Raw genomic sequence first — 14,698 nt, 5'->3', positions numbered from 1 at the left:
ATTATAAGATCGTCTTGGCAAAAGGGGAATAAACATGTTAGAGAGGTATAGGACAATGAAGAATTCATTATTCAAAAGAGCTATTGCAGCAGCTGCAGCTGTTCCGCTTGCTCTTACTCAGTGTCTCACATACGCAAACGCTGTAGACGGTGACACTGTAACAACAACTGCGAACGTTCAGGCTCAGAGCCAGGAAAGCACACTCAAGGCATTCCTTGCTATCCCAGGTGACGCTCCGATCTTAGGAGCAAGTGAAAAGGGTGCTGATTACAATCGTCAGCAGTCTACATGGGAGCAGACAGCTCTCTTCCTTATGAACAGTCTCGGTGCAAAGGACGGAAGTCTTGACCTTACTCCTTATATTAAAAAGGTTGTAGCTAATGCAGGCAGTTACAGCGATGTAGCAGAAAAGTGTGCAGAGCTTTTAGATGGTCAGAAGGTTGATTATACATTTGACGGTAAGGTGCTCAAGATTACAGGCAAGATTAACAAGCCTGATTACAATGCAATTATCAAGGCTGGTATCGGAAAGAAAGAAATTCCAACACAGTCTCCTAAGAAGGCTCCACAGAAGGTTGCAGGCCGTTATATGGCACCAGCAAGTAATGTAGAGATTCCAGAAGAGTATCTTGCATTTATTCCAGAAGGCTATGATGTAGAAAAGCTCAAGAGTATTGATGTCGCTGCGTTCGAAAAGAAGAACCCCGGCTTCATTGATGAAGTAATAAAGACAATCCCTGAGGAGAAGAGACCCGCAGCAGATGTTGTTGAAGGACTTAAGTCAGGTGAGAAGACAATTGCTGATCTTACAAACGAGCAGATCGTTGATGTAGCTCAGGGTTATGTTGCTGTACAGGTTGAAAAGGCTTTCAGCAGCGAGAAGCTTGACGCAATCAGAATTGATGGTACATTTGAACTAATAATAGATGGTTCAAAGCTTGATGCTAATCAGACAATAACTGCTGAACTCAAATATACTTGTGGAGATGGCGAGACTTATGTAGCTGGTCAGATTCCTGGTGTATTAAAGCAGAAGTTCAGCGATATCAAGAAGACAGCTGATGAGGAGATAAATGCTCAGATTGATCCTAAGTACAATTATCTTGTACAGGACGAGTTTGACAAGGTTATCGACAAGCTCATCAAGGCTGCTACAAAGGCTGATAATGCAGTAACAAAGGCACTTGCTTTTGACTGGGATTATACAACAGCTAAGGAGTCAGGCAATGCTGCTGATGCGATCGCTAAGTTAAATGCAAAGCTCAAGAGCCGCGGCTTTAACAAGCAGCTTCCTGCTACAGCAAGCGATATTGCATCTAATTCAAAGGTTGCGGCTGTATTTGCTGAGATCGCTGATAAGACAGGCGGTAAGGTAACAGTTTCTGCTGCTGAGATCGGCGAGTTAGCTGACAAGGTTGGCGGAAGAAGCATAAGCAAGAACGGTGAGGAAGTTGTTTCTACAGACCTCAGCGCAAACATCTTCGGCGGCGTTGGTTCATTCATAGCTGCATTCGATGATGATGCTGATGAGGTAGCTGTACTCAAGAAGAAGGTAGAGGATCAGGGTTACCAGCTCGTAGGTTCTTACAAGAAGGCTTACGCAAGAGTAGACTTCAGCGACATCAAGGATACAGGAAAGGCAACCCTTTCACTCAGCCTTGACAGAATCCTTGTAACTGATACAACAACTACAACAACTTCTACAACAACAACTACTACTACAACTACAACAGGTACAGATTCAGGCACAACATCATCTACTACTACAACAGTAACAGGCACAGATACAGGTACAGGTTCTACAACAACTACAACAGTTACAGATACAGGTACAGGTACAGGTTCTACAACAACTACAACAGTTACAGCTACAGATACAGGTACAGGTTCTACAACAACTACAACAGTTACAAAGCCTGTAGACGAGAAGAAGATCGCTAAGCAGTATGCTAAGACAGGTTACACAACAACTGCTGCATTCTACCTCAACACTGAGGAAGAATTCAACAAGAAGCAGATCGATAATCTCTCTATCGTAATCGAGTACACAGACGGTACTTCTGAGGAGAGAAAGGTTGCTGCTGATGATATCAACTTCGGTACAGCAAAGCCTACAAACACATACGAAAAGAGCAATGAGACATTCAAGTACAATGTTCCTGTATTCGTAAAGGATACAGCTCTCGTAGACGCTGAGGGCAAGGCTGTTACAGTTGAGGCTTACATCGGTGTAAGAGGCGACGCTGACCTTAACAGCACAGCAAACGCTGTTGACGCTTCTGTAGTTCTTACATACTATGCTAAGCTCCAGACAGGCGGCAAGGCTGCAAGAACTCAGCTTTCAACAAGCTCACTTGTAAAGGCTGCAAATGATATTTATGATGACTTCGCTGCATACCTCGCTGATGTATATTACGATGTTGAGAATGGCATAACATTTGATAACCTTACAGACAAGGCTACAAGAAAGAGCACTATCAACGCTGTTGATGCTTCTGCTATCCTCCAGTTCTATGCAAAGAGACAGGTTGCTGAAAACCAGAGCAAGTCTGATGCAGTTCTCTGGGCTGATGTAGATGCAAATACAGGCAACAGTGAGTCTAATCAGTAAGTCAAAAGGCTGAGAATTATCAAAGCTTATATATCTGCCGCCTGAAAAACGGCGGCAGATATAAAATTTAATACTTATGATGTTAGCCGCCGTATTTGCGACGGAAAAACATATATAAAAAATCTGAAAGGAAATAATAACAATGAAGACGAACACTATTAAGCGTGCTTTCGCTGCACTGGCAGTTTCTGCTGTAGCACTTTCAGCAACTGCTATTAATGCTTCTGCTGAAACAGCTGTAGGATATACATCTACAGGCAAGGCAGCAGGCTTCACAGGAGCTTCACTTGAGCTCACACAGAAGACAATCACTCTTGACGAGGCTGCAAATGCTCAGATGATCACTCTTTCTGCTAAGAGCACAAACGGAACAAAGTTTGACTCAACAGGTATCCATGTAACATATGATACTGGCCTTGAGCTCGTTCCAATCACAATCAAGGGCAAGGCTGTAAACGCTGAGGATATGCAGGTTTACGGTACATACAAGGCTGTAACAGACGGCGACAATGGTCTCTTCCTTACTTTTGGTAACGACGAAACATTTAGCGCTGCTGCTGACGGCACAGCTCTCTGGCAGTTCCAGCTCAAGGTTAAGAATCCTGAGGCTGGTAAGAAGTACCCAATCAACGTTTCTTTCGTTGATGGTGACCTCTTCGACCTCAAGGGAAGCGCTGATACTGAGAAGATCAGAGACTATGCTTTCTCTAACGTAACTCAGGGTTACATCGCTATCCAGGACAATACACCTACAACAACTACAACAACTGCAACTCCTACAACTACAACAACTACTACAGTTACAACTACAACAACAGCTACTGACACAGCAACAACATCTACAACAACTAAGCGCAGCGCAACAACAACTAAGGCTGCAACAACAACTAAGAAGGTTAGCACAACAGCTGGCAAGCAGAACTCACCTGACACAGGTGTTCCAGGTGCTGGTATCGCTGTAGCAGGTCTTGCTGTAGCAATCGGTACTGCATTCGTTCTCAGAAAGAAGGAAGACTAATTAATTAGTCCCTGCTTAATGGAATAATTAAAGGCTCTCCAATTGGAGAGCCTTTTTTTAGTCTTTTTTAGCAGGTGGAGCCCAGTTTATACCGCCCCAGCCGTCAATATTTGCCCGTGACATAGCTCCGAAAAGCCTGTCCTTGAAGCCGTGGTCCTTTCTTTCCATATCCGCAAGGAATTCTTTAGTTCTCTGGCGGTTGGTGTGACCGTCCGCAGGACAGACAGATTTGACTATGGGCAGCTCGTTCTTTCGTGCAGCCCTGCGTATCTCCTTTTCGGGAGCGAGCACCAGCGGACGTATCACCGTAACATTTTTGTGACTGAGATATGTGCTCGGCGCAAAGCAGCCGATACGCCCCTCTGTGAAAAGGTTCATCACAAAGGTCTCAACAGCGTCGTCGTAGTTGTGACCGAGTGCGACCTTGTTGCAGCTCAGCTCATTTGCGGCGTCGTGAAGGGCTCCGCGCCTCATTCGGGCACAGAGAGAGCAGGGGCTTGGCTCATTGCGGACGTCGAATACTATCTCAGCTATCTGAGTCTTTATTACATGGTACTCGGCTCCGATACGCTCACAGTGCTCTGCCACAGGCGTGAAGTCCATTTTCTGATTTGTAAAGCCCATATCAAGGGTGACAGCCACTACCTCATAGTCTATCCCGATGAATCGCCTCAGAAGAACGAGCCCCTCCAGCAGCACAAGGCTGTCCTTGCCCCCTGATACTCCAACGAGGACACGGTCTCCGTCGCTGAGAAGCCCATAGTTTTGAATGGCTTTTCGCATATATCCAAGAATTTTCTGCATATTATCGCTCCAAATACATTTTTCTTGATTATAGCATATTATTATAGAAATATCAATACTCGTGCGGTATTGTGCTGATATTTGTGAGCTGATGTTTATTTTTTCTTGAAAATTGAAAATTTTTCTTGCAATGTAAGAAAAAATATATTATAATAGAATAGGTAAACTTTCGGGAGTTGTCCCGATTTTAGCAATACAGAAAGGAGCGGCGCATTTGCGCCTTTTAAGCAATGACAGAACAGCTGAAAAACCTGCTCATATTACTGGCGGCAATAGTTGTCGTACTTATCCTTGTTATATTGCTTTTCAGCGGAAAAAGCTCGTTCAGACGTCTGCTTTCACTCTTTCTTGAAGAGCGTGAGGACTACGAGGGCGATGACGGTGCTGACGAGGGCGGAGTTCCTGTGAAGCAGCAGACTCCCACTCAGCGAAGAAGAGCAGCAGTAGAGGATAATATGCAGAAGCGCACCTCTGAGCCCATAGTAGAAATGGCTACACTGGTACGCAAAAGCGACGACCGCCTCAGAGTTATAGAGAGTACGGGGCAGGTAAGACTGGTCGATGAGTATTACGAGCTCATCTTCGTTACACGTAAGGGACAGAAGCTAAAGATAGAATGCTCTGCCGAGGCTTACGAAAAGGTGCCCTTCAATCAGCAGGGCTCACTTACATACAAACGCAATACCCTTGTAAAGTTCAAGTATTACGAGGATACTGTATTTAATTGACATCGGGGGACGGCTTAGTGTCGTCCCATATTTGTATACGAATGGACGTGCAGACATGGTAAACTTCAATAATGACTGGGACGAGCTTCTGAAGGGTGAATTTGATAAGGAGTATTATCTCAGGCTCCGTCAGACACTTATAAACGAGTACAGAACACAGCGTATATATCCCAATATGTATGACATATTCAACGCAATGAAGCTCACCTCATATGACGATGTAAGATGTGTTATTATCGGTCAGGACCCCTACCACGGTGAGGGACAGGCTCACGGACTGAGCTTTTCTGTCCGTAAGGGTATAGCTCCGCCGCCTTCACTGGTGAATATCTTCAAGGAGATACGTGACGACGTAGGCGTTGACAATCTGGGTAAGCACGGCGAGCTTACCAAATGGGCTAAGGAGGGAGTGCTCCTGCTGAATTCAGTTCTCACTGTCCGCGCAGACCAGGCAAGAAGCCACCGGGGGCTTGGCTGGGAGAACTTCACCACCGACGTTATACAGCTCCTCAACAAGCGTGAAAAGCCAATGGTATTCATGCTGTGGGGCGGTGACGCAAAGGCGAAGCAGCAGTTTATCACCAACAGAAACCATCTTATACTGAAAGCGGCGCACCCCAGTCCGCTGTCAGCCTATAACGGCTTCTTCGGGTGCAGACATTTTTCAAAGGCAAACGAGTTTCTCCGAGCCCACGGCTTGGGAGAGATAGACTGGTCAATAGATTAACGGAGGATATTATGCGTATTAAGGAACTTTTTGGCAAAAAGACCGTATTTTCATTCGAGGTATTCCCACCTAAGAAGGACAGCCCTGTGGACATAATATATGATACCCTTGATGAGCTTCAGGGGCTTTCTCCTGATTTCATAAGCGTTACCTTTGGTGCAGGCGGAAGCGGCAACAGCAGGTACGCTCTGGAGATAGCTTCAAAGATAAAGGAGAGCGGCACTATCCCGATGCTTCATCTGCCGTGTATCAACTTTACAAGATCTGAGATAGACAGCACACTGAAAGAAGCACAGCAGCGCGGCATCGAGAATCTTCTTGCCCTCCGCGGAGATATAAATCCCGACATTCCACCTGTTGATGATTTTCACTATGCCAGCGACCTTATAACCTATATAAAGACAAAGGGTGACTTTGATATTGCAGGAGCCTGCTATCCCGAGTGCCACCCTGACGCAGACAGCATGATAGAGGACATCAAGAATCTCAAGGCTAAGGTCGATGCAGGCGCAGACCACCTTATCTCACAGCTTTTCTTCGATAACGACAGCTTCTACTCGTTCCGTGAAAAGGCGGCTATTGCAGGCATAAACGTGCCTATAGAAGCAGGTATCATGCCTGTTGTAAACAAGAATCAGATAGAGCGCATGGTAACTACCTGCGGCGCAAGTCTGCCTGCAAAGTTCGTGCGTATCATGACAAAGTACGAGCACAGTCCCGAGGCTCTCCGCGATGCAGGTATAGCCTATGCGGTAAACCAGATAGTTGACCTTGTGGCAAGCGGAGTTGACGGTATACACCTTTACACCATGAACAAGCCATACGTGGCTCGCAAGATATGTGAGGCAGTATCGGGCATAATAGGTGCGTAATGGAGCTGCTTCCCATATCGAAATCAGAGGCTGCACGGTATATGGGCGTAAAGGGAGAGCCTGACGAAGCAGTCATGGAGCTCCTTGACCGTGCGGAGCGGCTTGTCCGCGAAAAAGTCCGCCCTAAGTACGTCTATCTCGAAACAGATGTAAGCTTTACAGACGAGGGAGTAGTCCTCGGGGCAATGTCCGAGCCGCTGACAGGAGAGGATATACGCCGCCATTTAAAGGGCTGCAACAGAGCTGTAATGCTGGCGGCTACGCTGTCTCAGGAGGCTGACAAGCTCATAAGACAGGCTGCTGTCACAAATATGGCAGAGTCTCTTGCCATAGACTGCATTTGCAGCGCAGCCATAGAGCAGGTCTGTGACCGTGCAGAGCAGGAGATATTCACAGAGCACCCTGCGCCATACAGGACATGGCGTTTCAGCGCAGGCTACGGAGACCTGCCCATAACGCTGCAAAGGAGCTTTTTGCTGGCTCTCAATGCACAGCGGCGTATAGGTCTCACTGCAACGGACAGCTCAATGCTGATACCCTCAAAGTCGGTGACGGCTATAATAGGGGTGTCGGATGATCCTGTAAAAAAAGGAGCAAAGGGCTGTGCCATATGCTCCATGAAAGATAACTGTGAGTATAGACGCAGCGGCAGGGTTTGTAAGTAAATAAAATTAATCTATATAATAGATTTGGACGGTACATAAATAGTTCATATGTGATAAACCAACTATAAATGCCCACAAATTATATGAAATATTGACATTGACATGAACACGGAGAAAGTGATATAATTAAGTAAAGAATAATCAAAATGTATTATTGGGGAACTTATCTCCGTATTGTTATCAGAAATATTGCAGAGTGTTTTCTGATACGGATAAGTTTATGCGGGCAGTATTAAAGGAGTCATAAAATGAAAAAAGCAAGATATTTTATTTCGGCATTGCTGTTGACATCTATCTCAATGTCTCTTCTTGCGTGCAGCAGTAAAAAGGACGAAAGCTCTAAATATAACAAAGAGCTTGACTCTACAGTCAGAGATGAGATACGTCAGAATGCAGTAGATTCAGAGCTTCTGACAGGCGATAAGCTTGAAAACGGCGTCATAAAGTGGCTTTCTGACTGGGATATCAACCCCGACGGTACAGGCAAGAACGTTCCTATAGACCTTGCAGTATTTCAGGAGCGCTATGGCGGCGAGATAAAGTATTACAGATGCAAATATGAAGAGCGCTATGATATGCTCAGTAAGTATATTGCCTCAGGCGAGGGCATAGACTTCTTCTATGGAGGAAATCTTGACGCTTTCCCTAAGGGCGCTGTAAAGGATATGTTTGCGCCTGTTGATGATTATATCGACTTCGATTCGCCCCTCTGGGAGGACGTTAAGGACATCAATGACCAGTTCGTTTGGAACGGTAAGCATTATATGGCAGGTATCCAGCCTACAGGCGATAAAACGGCGGTAGTCTATAACCGAAAGACAGTTGCAGAGGCTGGTCTTGAGGACCCTGCTGACCTCTATGCAAGAGGCGAGTGGGACTGGAATGCCTTTGAGAATATGCTTGAAAAGTACGTTGATAACAGCAATCAGAAATTCGGCATAGACGGTTGGTGGTTCGAGTACGGACTTATGAATACCATCGGTGTGCCCCCTGTAAGTATCGAGGACGGCAGGCTGATAAGCAACCTCAGCGATCCGTCAATGGAGCGTGTCCAGAACTGGCTCTATGAGCTCTATCAGAAGGGCTATGTTGCCATAGGCGGCGAGGAATTAGGCTGGGAGAGCAAGCCTGCGTATATAGGCGAGGGCAAAGAGCTGTTCTATCCTGTGGGACTGTATGAGTTCTACAAGGAAAAGTCACAGTGGTCAACTACCTTCGGCGCTGACGCATTCTTCGTGCCAATGCCAAAGGATCCAGAGGCTGATGAGTATTATATCCCTACAGGCTTTGAATCATATCTGTTCGTCAAGGGCGGCTCAAATCCTCAGGGCGTTGCCAAGTACCTCGACTGCAAGAGATTCACTCATCTTGACGAGGATACCAAGTCGGTTGCGGATAAGCAGTTCATCGATGACTACGGCTGGACTCAGGAAATGATAGATATGAAGAACAGTATGCAGGAGCTTGCAGAGGCTAACCCTGTTATCGACATATCCAACGGCGTTTCCGAGGACTGCGGAGAGCTTCTTGACAGCAGTCTCAGACTTACCGCAAGAGGTACTCCGTGGAACGAGACCTACGAAGCCATATATGCTACAGTGGATAAGTATCTTGAAAACATCAATTCCGAGGCGAAGTAAAGAAAAATAGCTTTCTCGGAGTTGCATACTGCTAACATATTAACAATTTATTGCCATAGCGATATAATTATGCTATAATAAACATACATAGGACAAAATTTTGATAGTTTTTTAGTTTCAGAAAGGAGGCTATGATCATGGAGAAGGTACTTGTTACAGGAGGATGCGGACTTATAGGTCAGCACATTTGCTCAGGACTTCTGAAAAAGGGCTATGAGGTCATAGCTGTTGACAGAGAAGAAAGCGGATATAACGAAGGAAAGCTTCATTATTCATCGGTACAGTGTGAACCAACAGATAAAAATACAATTGCTGAGCTATTTGAAAAGCATGATTTTTATGCAGTAATACACGCTGCGTGTACTGTTGATAATGATATTGGTCCTATAGTTTCAGACAAGCAGACAAACGAATCGGCTGCGGTGGATAAATTCATTTACCGCTATGCATTGACATCAACTGTAAAGAAGTTCATTCTTCTCAGCACAGATCAGGTCTATCAGTTCCCGAAAACACGCGAGCCTGTCCGTGAGGATAATGATCTGAAGCCTACAACTAACTACTCAGCTATGAAGTACGCTTCGGAAAAGGCTGTCATAAGCGAAATCCAGCACCACAGCAAGGAGGATATCATCTGGTGTGTGATCCGTTTTCCGGCAGTGTATACCTTTAATTTTACAGACAATCTTATGTCTAAGATAACCGATCCGAAGGACGGCTCATATTTTGTGTTCGGTCAGGGACAGTACGGCTTCCAGCTCTGCTGCGTTCATAATCTTGTGGATTTTATCCTGTGCTATATCAAAAATGCAGATGATCCAAGAAATTCAGGAATATATAATGTTGCAGACAAGGAGCTCACTACAGCGGCTGATATAATCACTTTTATGAGAACAAATCACCGCCTCGGCGCTGTAATGCAGAAGCAGCCTTCGGGAGCTATCAGCAAGCTGAAAGGACTTTTCAGTGCAAACAAGGAGGAGAAGCAGAATTACCGCTATCTTGACCTTTCAAGGCTTGAGAACAACAACCTGCTTGATAAGACAAAGGCTTCAAAGTTTGTTACATTCCGCTGGGACATTCATAATACTAAGTAAAAAAAGGCTGTACCTTATGGTACAGCCTTTTTTATTCGATAACGGTGTAGTTATCCGCTGCATTTTCTTTAGTAGCGTGTTCGGTAACACTGAGCACCTTTACCTTCAGCGGACGAGTTCCCATATTTATCTCGATTATATCGCCCACCTTTACGTCGTATGAGGCTCTTTGAGCCTTGCCGTTGACGACTATCTTTTCGGCGTCACAGGCTTCGTTGGCTACAGTGCGGCGCTTTATAAGGCGCGTAACCTTGAGGTATTTGTCAAGTCTCATAATATCTTCCTTTCAAGCTCTTATATGATTAAAAGGGGACAGCGGACTGTCCCCTTTGCTATTACTTGTTTACAGCGTCCTTGAGACCTCTGCCGGCCTTGAATGCAGGTGCCTTGCAGGGAGGGCAGACCATCTTTGCCTTTGTCTTAGGATTGATGCAGGTCTTTTCGCCTCTCTCGCGTACTTCAAAAGTACCGAAGCCTGTGATGGAAACCTTCTCGCCGCTTTCGAGAGCGCCCTGGATTGCTGTGAGTGTAGCCTCGAGAGCAGAAGCAGCGTCCTTCTTAGTGCAGCTTGCCTTATCTGCGATAGAGTTGATAAGTTCAGTCTTAGTCATTTTTCTGTTCCTCCATTTTACTAATTATTGATTTTGCCTTGTCCCAATAGATATCGAGCTCTTCAATAGGAAGATTTTTCATATCAAGCTTTTCCTCAGATACCAGATCCTCTGTAACAGAAAAGCGCTTGATAAATTTCTCCGTAGCGGATTTGAGTGCCAGTTCCGCGTCAATGCCTAAGTGTCTTGCCGCGTTGACGCATGAAAACAGCAGATCACCCATTTCTTCCTCAATGTCTGCCTTGCTGCCGCTTGCGATAGCAGCCTCAAGCTCAGCCTTTTCGCCGCCTATACAGGCTACGGCGTCCTCGGCACAGCGAAAATCCATACCTGCGCGCATTGCTCTTTTGCCGACCTTCTGAGCTCTCATAAGAGCGGGAAGTGACTTTGCAACGCTTGTGAGGGTGTCCGTATAACGCTCCTGTCCCTTAGTTTCCATTTTTATGGCGTCCCAGTTTTTCAGCACCTGATCGGTGGTATTGGCTGTGACGTCACCGAAAACATGGGGGTGACGGATAATGAGCTTTTTGCAGACCTCGTCGCACACATCGTCGAACTTAAAGGAGCTCTGCTCCTCCTCGATCCTGCAATGGAAAACGACCTGTAACAGAACATCGCCCAGCTCTTCGCGGAGAAGTGCGGTATCCTCGAGATCGATAGCCTCGATGACCTCGCAGGTCTCTTCGATGAGATCGCTTCTTATAGACTGATGAGTCTGTTCTTTGTCCCAGGGGCAGCCGCCCTCGCTTCTGAGAAGTCTGACAATATCGAGCAGATCGTTTATTGAATAATGGTCTTTCTGCTGGTATTCAACCATAGGAAAACACTCCCTTAAAGACGGGCTATGTTATATAATACCCTAATTTTTTCTAAATTGCAACCTATTTTTTACATTTTTGTTAATTTCGTAGAATAATAATATTTGCTTAGTCTCGGTTTGTATATTTTTTACATATAATTACTATCTGTTATATAAATCAAAATGTCCAAGATGCATCTGAATGCTTATTTATCCACGAATCCGACCTTGTGATAAACCTTTGAAACTATTCTTCCCGAGTATCTTAGCGCCTTCTGTGCGCCCTCGGTATAGCACTGCTTCAGGTAAGCCTTGTCTGCGCTGAGTCTTGCGAACTCTGTGCGGACGGGCTCTAAGTGGTCAGCGACAGCCTCGCCTACAGCCAGCTTGAAGTCGCCGTAGCCCTTGCCTGCAAACTCAGACTCTATAGCCTTGAAGTCCTTGCCTGTTATGCAGGAATAGATAGTCATAAGGTTGTTGATGCCGTCCTTGCCCTCGCGGTAGCACACCTCAGCCTCGCTGTCGGTGACAGCTCTCTTGAATTTGCGGATAATGGTATCCTTGTCGTCGAGGATAAGAATGCAGGCGTTGACATTTTCGTCAGACTTTGACATTTTCTTTGTCGGCTCCTGCAATGACATTATCTTAGCGCCCACCTCGGGGATATATGGCTCAGGCAGGGTAAAGAAGTCACCGTAGCGCTGGTTGAAGCGCTGAGCGATATTTCTTGCCAGCTCAAGGTGCTGCTTCTGGTCAACGCCGACAGGCACCAGATCTGCGTTATACGCAAGAATATCCGCAGCCATAAGGGTGGGATATGTAAACAGACCTGCGTTTATATCGTCGGGGTGCTTCTGGCTCTTGTCCTTGAACTGAGTCATACGCGAAAGCTCTCCGAACTGAGTATTACAGCCCAGTATCCAGTTGAGCTCAGCGTGTGTGGGAGCATGGCTCTGTATAAATAGTATCGACTTTTCGGGATCAACTCCACAAGCCATAAGGAGCGCATACGAATTGAGCGTATTCTGACGCAGTTTTGCAGGCTCCTGTCTTACGGTGATCGCGTGCATATCAACAACGCAGTATATACAGTTATACTGCTCCTGAAGAGCGCCCCAGTTTCTGACAGCTCCGATGTAATTTCCGAGGGTAAAGGTACCTGTAGGCTGGATACCGCTGAAGATCAGCTTTTTATCGTCCATTTGCTGTGCTCCTTACTTCTGAGAAGCTTTTCTTGCTTCTGCCTCGTCCTTGAGCTGACAGCTTCTTATCTCGCTGAGAACGCGCTGATAGAGTACATAGAATGTGCGGAGCTCCTGCTCATTTTCGGGGATAAGACCTGCCTTGATCTCGGTCTTGTAAACGCCGCCCTTTGTGAGGAGGAAGATATTGTTTGTTCTGCCCTTAGGAAGGTCATACTGCTTTGTCTTTTCAGCCTTTGGGATAAGCTGACCTGCGTTTGCAACGAGGGTATGAGCAGCCTGTACAAGGTTTCTGTACTTCTGTGAAGCGCCTGTGTATTCGCCGCCGTTGTTGAAGTAGATATTAGCAGCTCCGTTGATGAAGCAGACCATAGTTGTGAGCACGTCTGATGACATAGGGATATCGATAACTACACCGAAAACGTCGTTTCTCTTCATTTTAGCGAAATTGTCGAAGTACTGAGCAGGAAAGTTGATAGCCTGTCCTCTTGTCATAAGGTATTTCTGTGTGACATTATATCTGTCGGTCATTCTGTTTGGCATAATGGATTATCCTTTCGATATGTTTTTTATTCTCAATCGAGCATTTCTCTTGTCATACGGGCAAGTATCTCCATGCCTTTGTTTATCTGCTCGTTTGTAGGTGTTGAGTAATTGAGTCTGAATGAATGGCTTATTTCATTCTCATCAATGTTGAACGAATTGCCGGGAACTACAGCTATTTTGTACTCCTGTACAGCCTTTCTGCAAAAATCGTTCATGTTGAAGCTCTCGGGAAGGTCGCACCACACGAAAAGTCCGCCCTGCGGCTTGATATAGCTTATCTTCTTTGAGAACTCATTGTCGATATATCCGCACATAAGGTCACATTTTTCCTTATATATAGCGCGGAGCTTCTTGAAATGCGCTTCTCTGTCAACAGTTGACATGAATCTGTGGGAAACTACCTGTGCCCACATATTCGAGTGAACGTCTGAAACCTGCTTGCACACTACCATTTTCTGGATAATAGGTGACGGAGCAGAGCAATAGCCTGTTCTGAAGCCTGATGAGATTATCTTTGAGAATGTGCTGGAGTATATAACTCTGCCCTCGGTGTCAAAGCTCTTGATACATGGGATATTCTCACCCTCAAAGCGGAGCTCGCCGTAGGGATCGTCCTCTAAGATAATGAAGTCATATTTGCAGGCAAGCTCATATACAGCCTTGCGCTTTGCAAGTGACATAGTCTTGCCCGTAGGGTTCTGGAAATTCGGGATAAGGTAAAGGAGCTTGACGTTCTTCTCGGTCTTGAGAGCATTTTCCAGCTTTTCAAGGTCGATGCCGTCGCTTTCCATATCAATGCCTCTGAGGTGTACGTTGTATGAACGGAAAGCGTTCAGTGAGCCGATAAAGCATGGCGACTCGCAGAGGAGAGTATCTCCCTCATTGAGGAGCACCTTGCAGGAAAGCTCGTTAGCCTGCTGTCCGCCTGATGTGATGATGAGGTCATCGAATTCCTTATGGAAGCAGCCCTTTTCTGTCATCCAGCCCTTTAAATAGTCGCGGAGAGGAGTATATCCCTCTGTCACGCTGTACTGCAAAGCGAGGATAGGATCATCTCTGAGAAGCTCCGCCGATATTTCAGCGATACGCTCCTTCGGAAAAGCTTCGGGAGCAGGATTACCTGCTGCGAAGGAAATAACATCGGGATCAGCAGTGAATTTCAATATTTCTCTGATAGCCGAAGCGTGAAGCTTGGTCACCTTGTCTGAGAATTTATAATCCATGATAAAAACCAGCCTTTCGTCTGTATGTTAATGTTTTGCAATGTCTTGCCCCTTACATTCTTAAACCGGAGCAATATGGTACAAAGTGTCAGCCTATCCTATACATTATAACACATAATTCTGAATTCTGCAACATATATTTTTGTGAAAAAGTG

Annotated in this window: 15 protein-coding genes; 8 read left to right on the top strand and 7 right to left on the bottom strand. The window is 45.7% G+C overall.

The window, feature by feature from the left end; genetic code table 11:
• Positions 1-55 precede the first annotated feature (55 nt).
• Together K5677_RS11390 and K5677_RS11385 are read left to right on the top strand one after the other, a co-directional pair.
• Complete coding sequence (locus K5677_RS11390) at positions 56-2,611, top strand: hypothetical protein (RefSeq protein ID WP_296728080.1); 2,556 nt, start codon at positions 56-58, stop codon at positions 2,609-2,611.
• A 142-nt stretch (positions 2,612-2,753) separates the two neighbouring features.
• Positions 2,754-3,629, top strand: a complete 876-nt coding sequence (locus K5677_RS11385; RefSeq protein ID WP_296728077.1) for an NPXTG-anchored protein — start codon at positions 2,754-2,756, stop codon at positions 3,627-3,629.
• A gap of 57 nt (positions 3,630-3,686) precedes the next feature.
• On the opposite strand, the gene K5677_RS11380 is transcribed toward K5677_RS11385, so the two are convergent.
• Positions 3,687-4,433, bottom strand: coding sequence for an ATP-binding protein (locus tag K5677_RS11380; protein WP_296728075.1), 747 nt, complete (start codon positions 4,431-4,433; stop codon positions 3,687-3,689).
• 230 nt (positions 4,434-4,663) lie between these two features.
• Between K5677_RS11380 and K5677_RS11375 the strand changes: the two genes are divergently transcribed.
• The 6 genes from K5677_RS11375 (at position 4,664) to K5677_RS11350 (ending at position 10,162) form a co-directional block, all read left to right on the top strand.
• Positions 4,664-5,161 carry a hypothetical protein gene (locus K5677_RS11375; protein ID WP_296728072.1) on the top strand — a complete coding sequence of 166 codons (498 nt, stop codon included), beginning with the start codon at positions 4,664-4,666 and terminating at the stop codon, positions 5,159-5,161.
• A gap of 55 nt (positions 5,162-5,216) precedes the next feature.
• Complete coding sequence (locus K5677_RS11370) at positions 5,217-5,888, top strand: uracil-DNA glycosylase (protein WP_296728071.1); 672 nt, start codon at positions 5,217-5,219, stop codon at positions 5,886-5,888.
• Positions 5,889-5,899: 11 nt separating this feature from the next.
• Positions 5,900-6,760, top strand: a complete 861-nt coding sequence (metF, locus tag K5677_RS11365; protein ID WP_296728069.1) for a methylenetetrahydrofolate reductase [NAD(P)H] — start codon at positions 5,900-5,902, stop codon at positions 6,758-6,760.
• On the top strand, positions 6,760-7,425 hold the full coding sequence (locus K5677_RS11360; RefSeq protein WP_296728066.1) for a vitamin B12 dependent-methionine synthase activation domain-containing protein: 666 nt from the start codon (positions 6,760-6,762) through the stop codon (positions 7,423-7,425). Before metF ends, K5677_RS11360 begins: the two co-directional genes overlap by 1 nt.
• 248 nt (positions 7,426-7,673) lie before the next feature.
• Positions 7,674-9,065 (top strand): ABC transporter substrate-binding protein, encoded by a 1,392-nt coding sequence (locus tag K5677_RS11355; RefSeq protein WP_296728063.1) that lies wholly within the window; start codon positions 7,674-7,676, stop codon positions 9,063-9,065.
• A gap of 137 nt (positions 9,066-9,202) precedes the next feature.
• Positions 9,203-10,162, top strand: a complete 960-nt coding sequence (locus tag K5677_RS11350; RefSeq protein ID WP_296728061.1) for an NAD(P)-dependent oxidoreductase — start codon at positions 9,203-9,205, stop codon at positions 10,160-10,162.
• Between the two features lie 31 nt (positions 10,163-10,193).
• On the opposite strand, the gene K5677_RS11345 is transcribed toward K5677_RS11350, so the two are convergent.
• The 6 genes from K5677_RS11345 to K5677_RS11320 form a co-directional block, all read right to left on the bottom strand.
• Positions 10,194-10,436, bottom strand: a complete 243-nt coding sequence (locus K5677_RS11345; RefSeq protein WP_028516039.1) for an RNA-binding S4 domain-containing protein — start codon at positions 10,434-10,436, stop codon at positions 10,194-10,196.
• A 61-nt stretch (positions 10,437-10,497) separates the two neighbouring features.
• Positions 10,498-10,773: an HU family DNA-binding protein gene (locus K5677_RS11340; RefSeq protein WP_028516040.1), complete on the bottom strand. Its 276-nt coding sequence runs from the start codon at positions 10,771-10,773 to the stop codon at positions 10,498-10,500.
• Complete coding sequence (gene mazG / locus K5677_RS11335) at positions 10,766-11,590, bottom strand: nucleoside triphosphate pyrophosphohydrolase (RefSeq protein ID WP_296728058.1); 825 nt, start codon at positions 11,588-11,590, stop codon at positions 10,766-10,768. The genes K5677_RS11340 and mazG overlap by 8 nt, the downstream gene beginning before the upstream one ends.
• A gap of 188 nt (positions 11,591-11,778) precedes the next feature.
• Positions 11,779-12,774 (bottom strand): tryptophan--tRNA ligase, encoded by a 996-nt coding sequence (gene trpS, locus K5677_RS11330; protein WP_296728055.1) that lies wholly within the window; start codon positions 12,772-12,774, stop codon positions 11,779-11,781.
• A 12-nt stretch (positions 12,775-12,786) separates the two neighbouring features.
• Positions 12,787-13,317: a hypothetical protein gene (locus K5677_RS11325; protein WP_296728053.1), complete on the bottom strand. Its 531-nt coding sequence runs from the start codon at positions 13,315-13,317 to the stop codon at positions 12,787-12,789.
• 32 nt (positions 13,318-13,349) lie between these two features.
• Positions 13,350-14,543, bottom strand: a complete 1,194-nt coding sequence (locus tag K5677_RS11320; protein WP_296728052.1) for a PLP-dependent aminotransferase family protein — start codon at positions 14,541-14,543, stop codon at positions 13,350-13,352.
• Between the last annotated feature and the right edge of the window lie 155 nt (positions 14,544-14,698).

It is taken from the genome of Ruminococcus sp. (assembly GCF_024684275.1).
The sequence above is the reverse complement of the archived record's forward strand: the minus strand, read 5'-3'. Positions and strand labels throughout refer to the sequence as shown.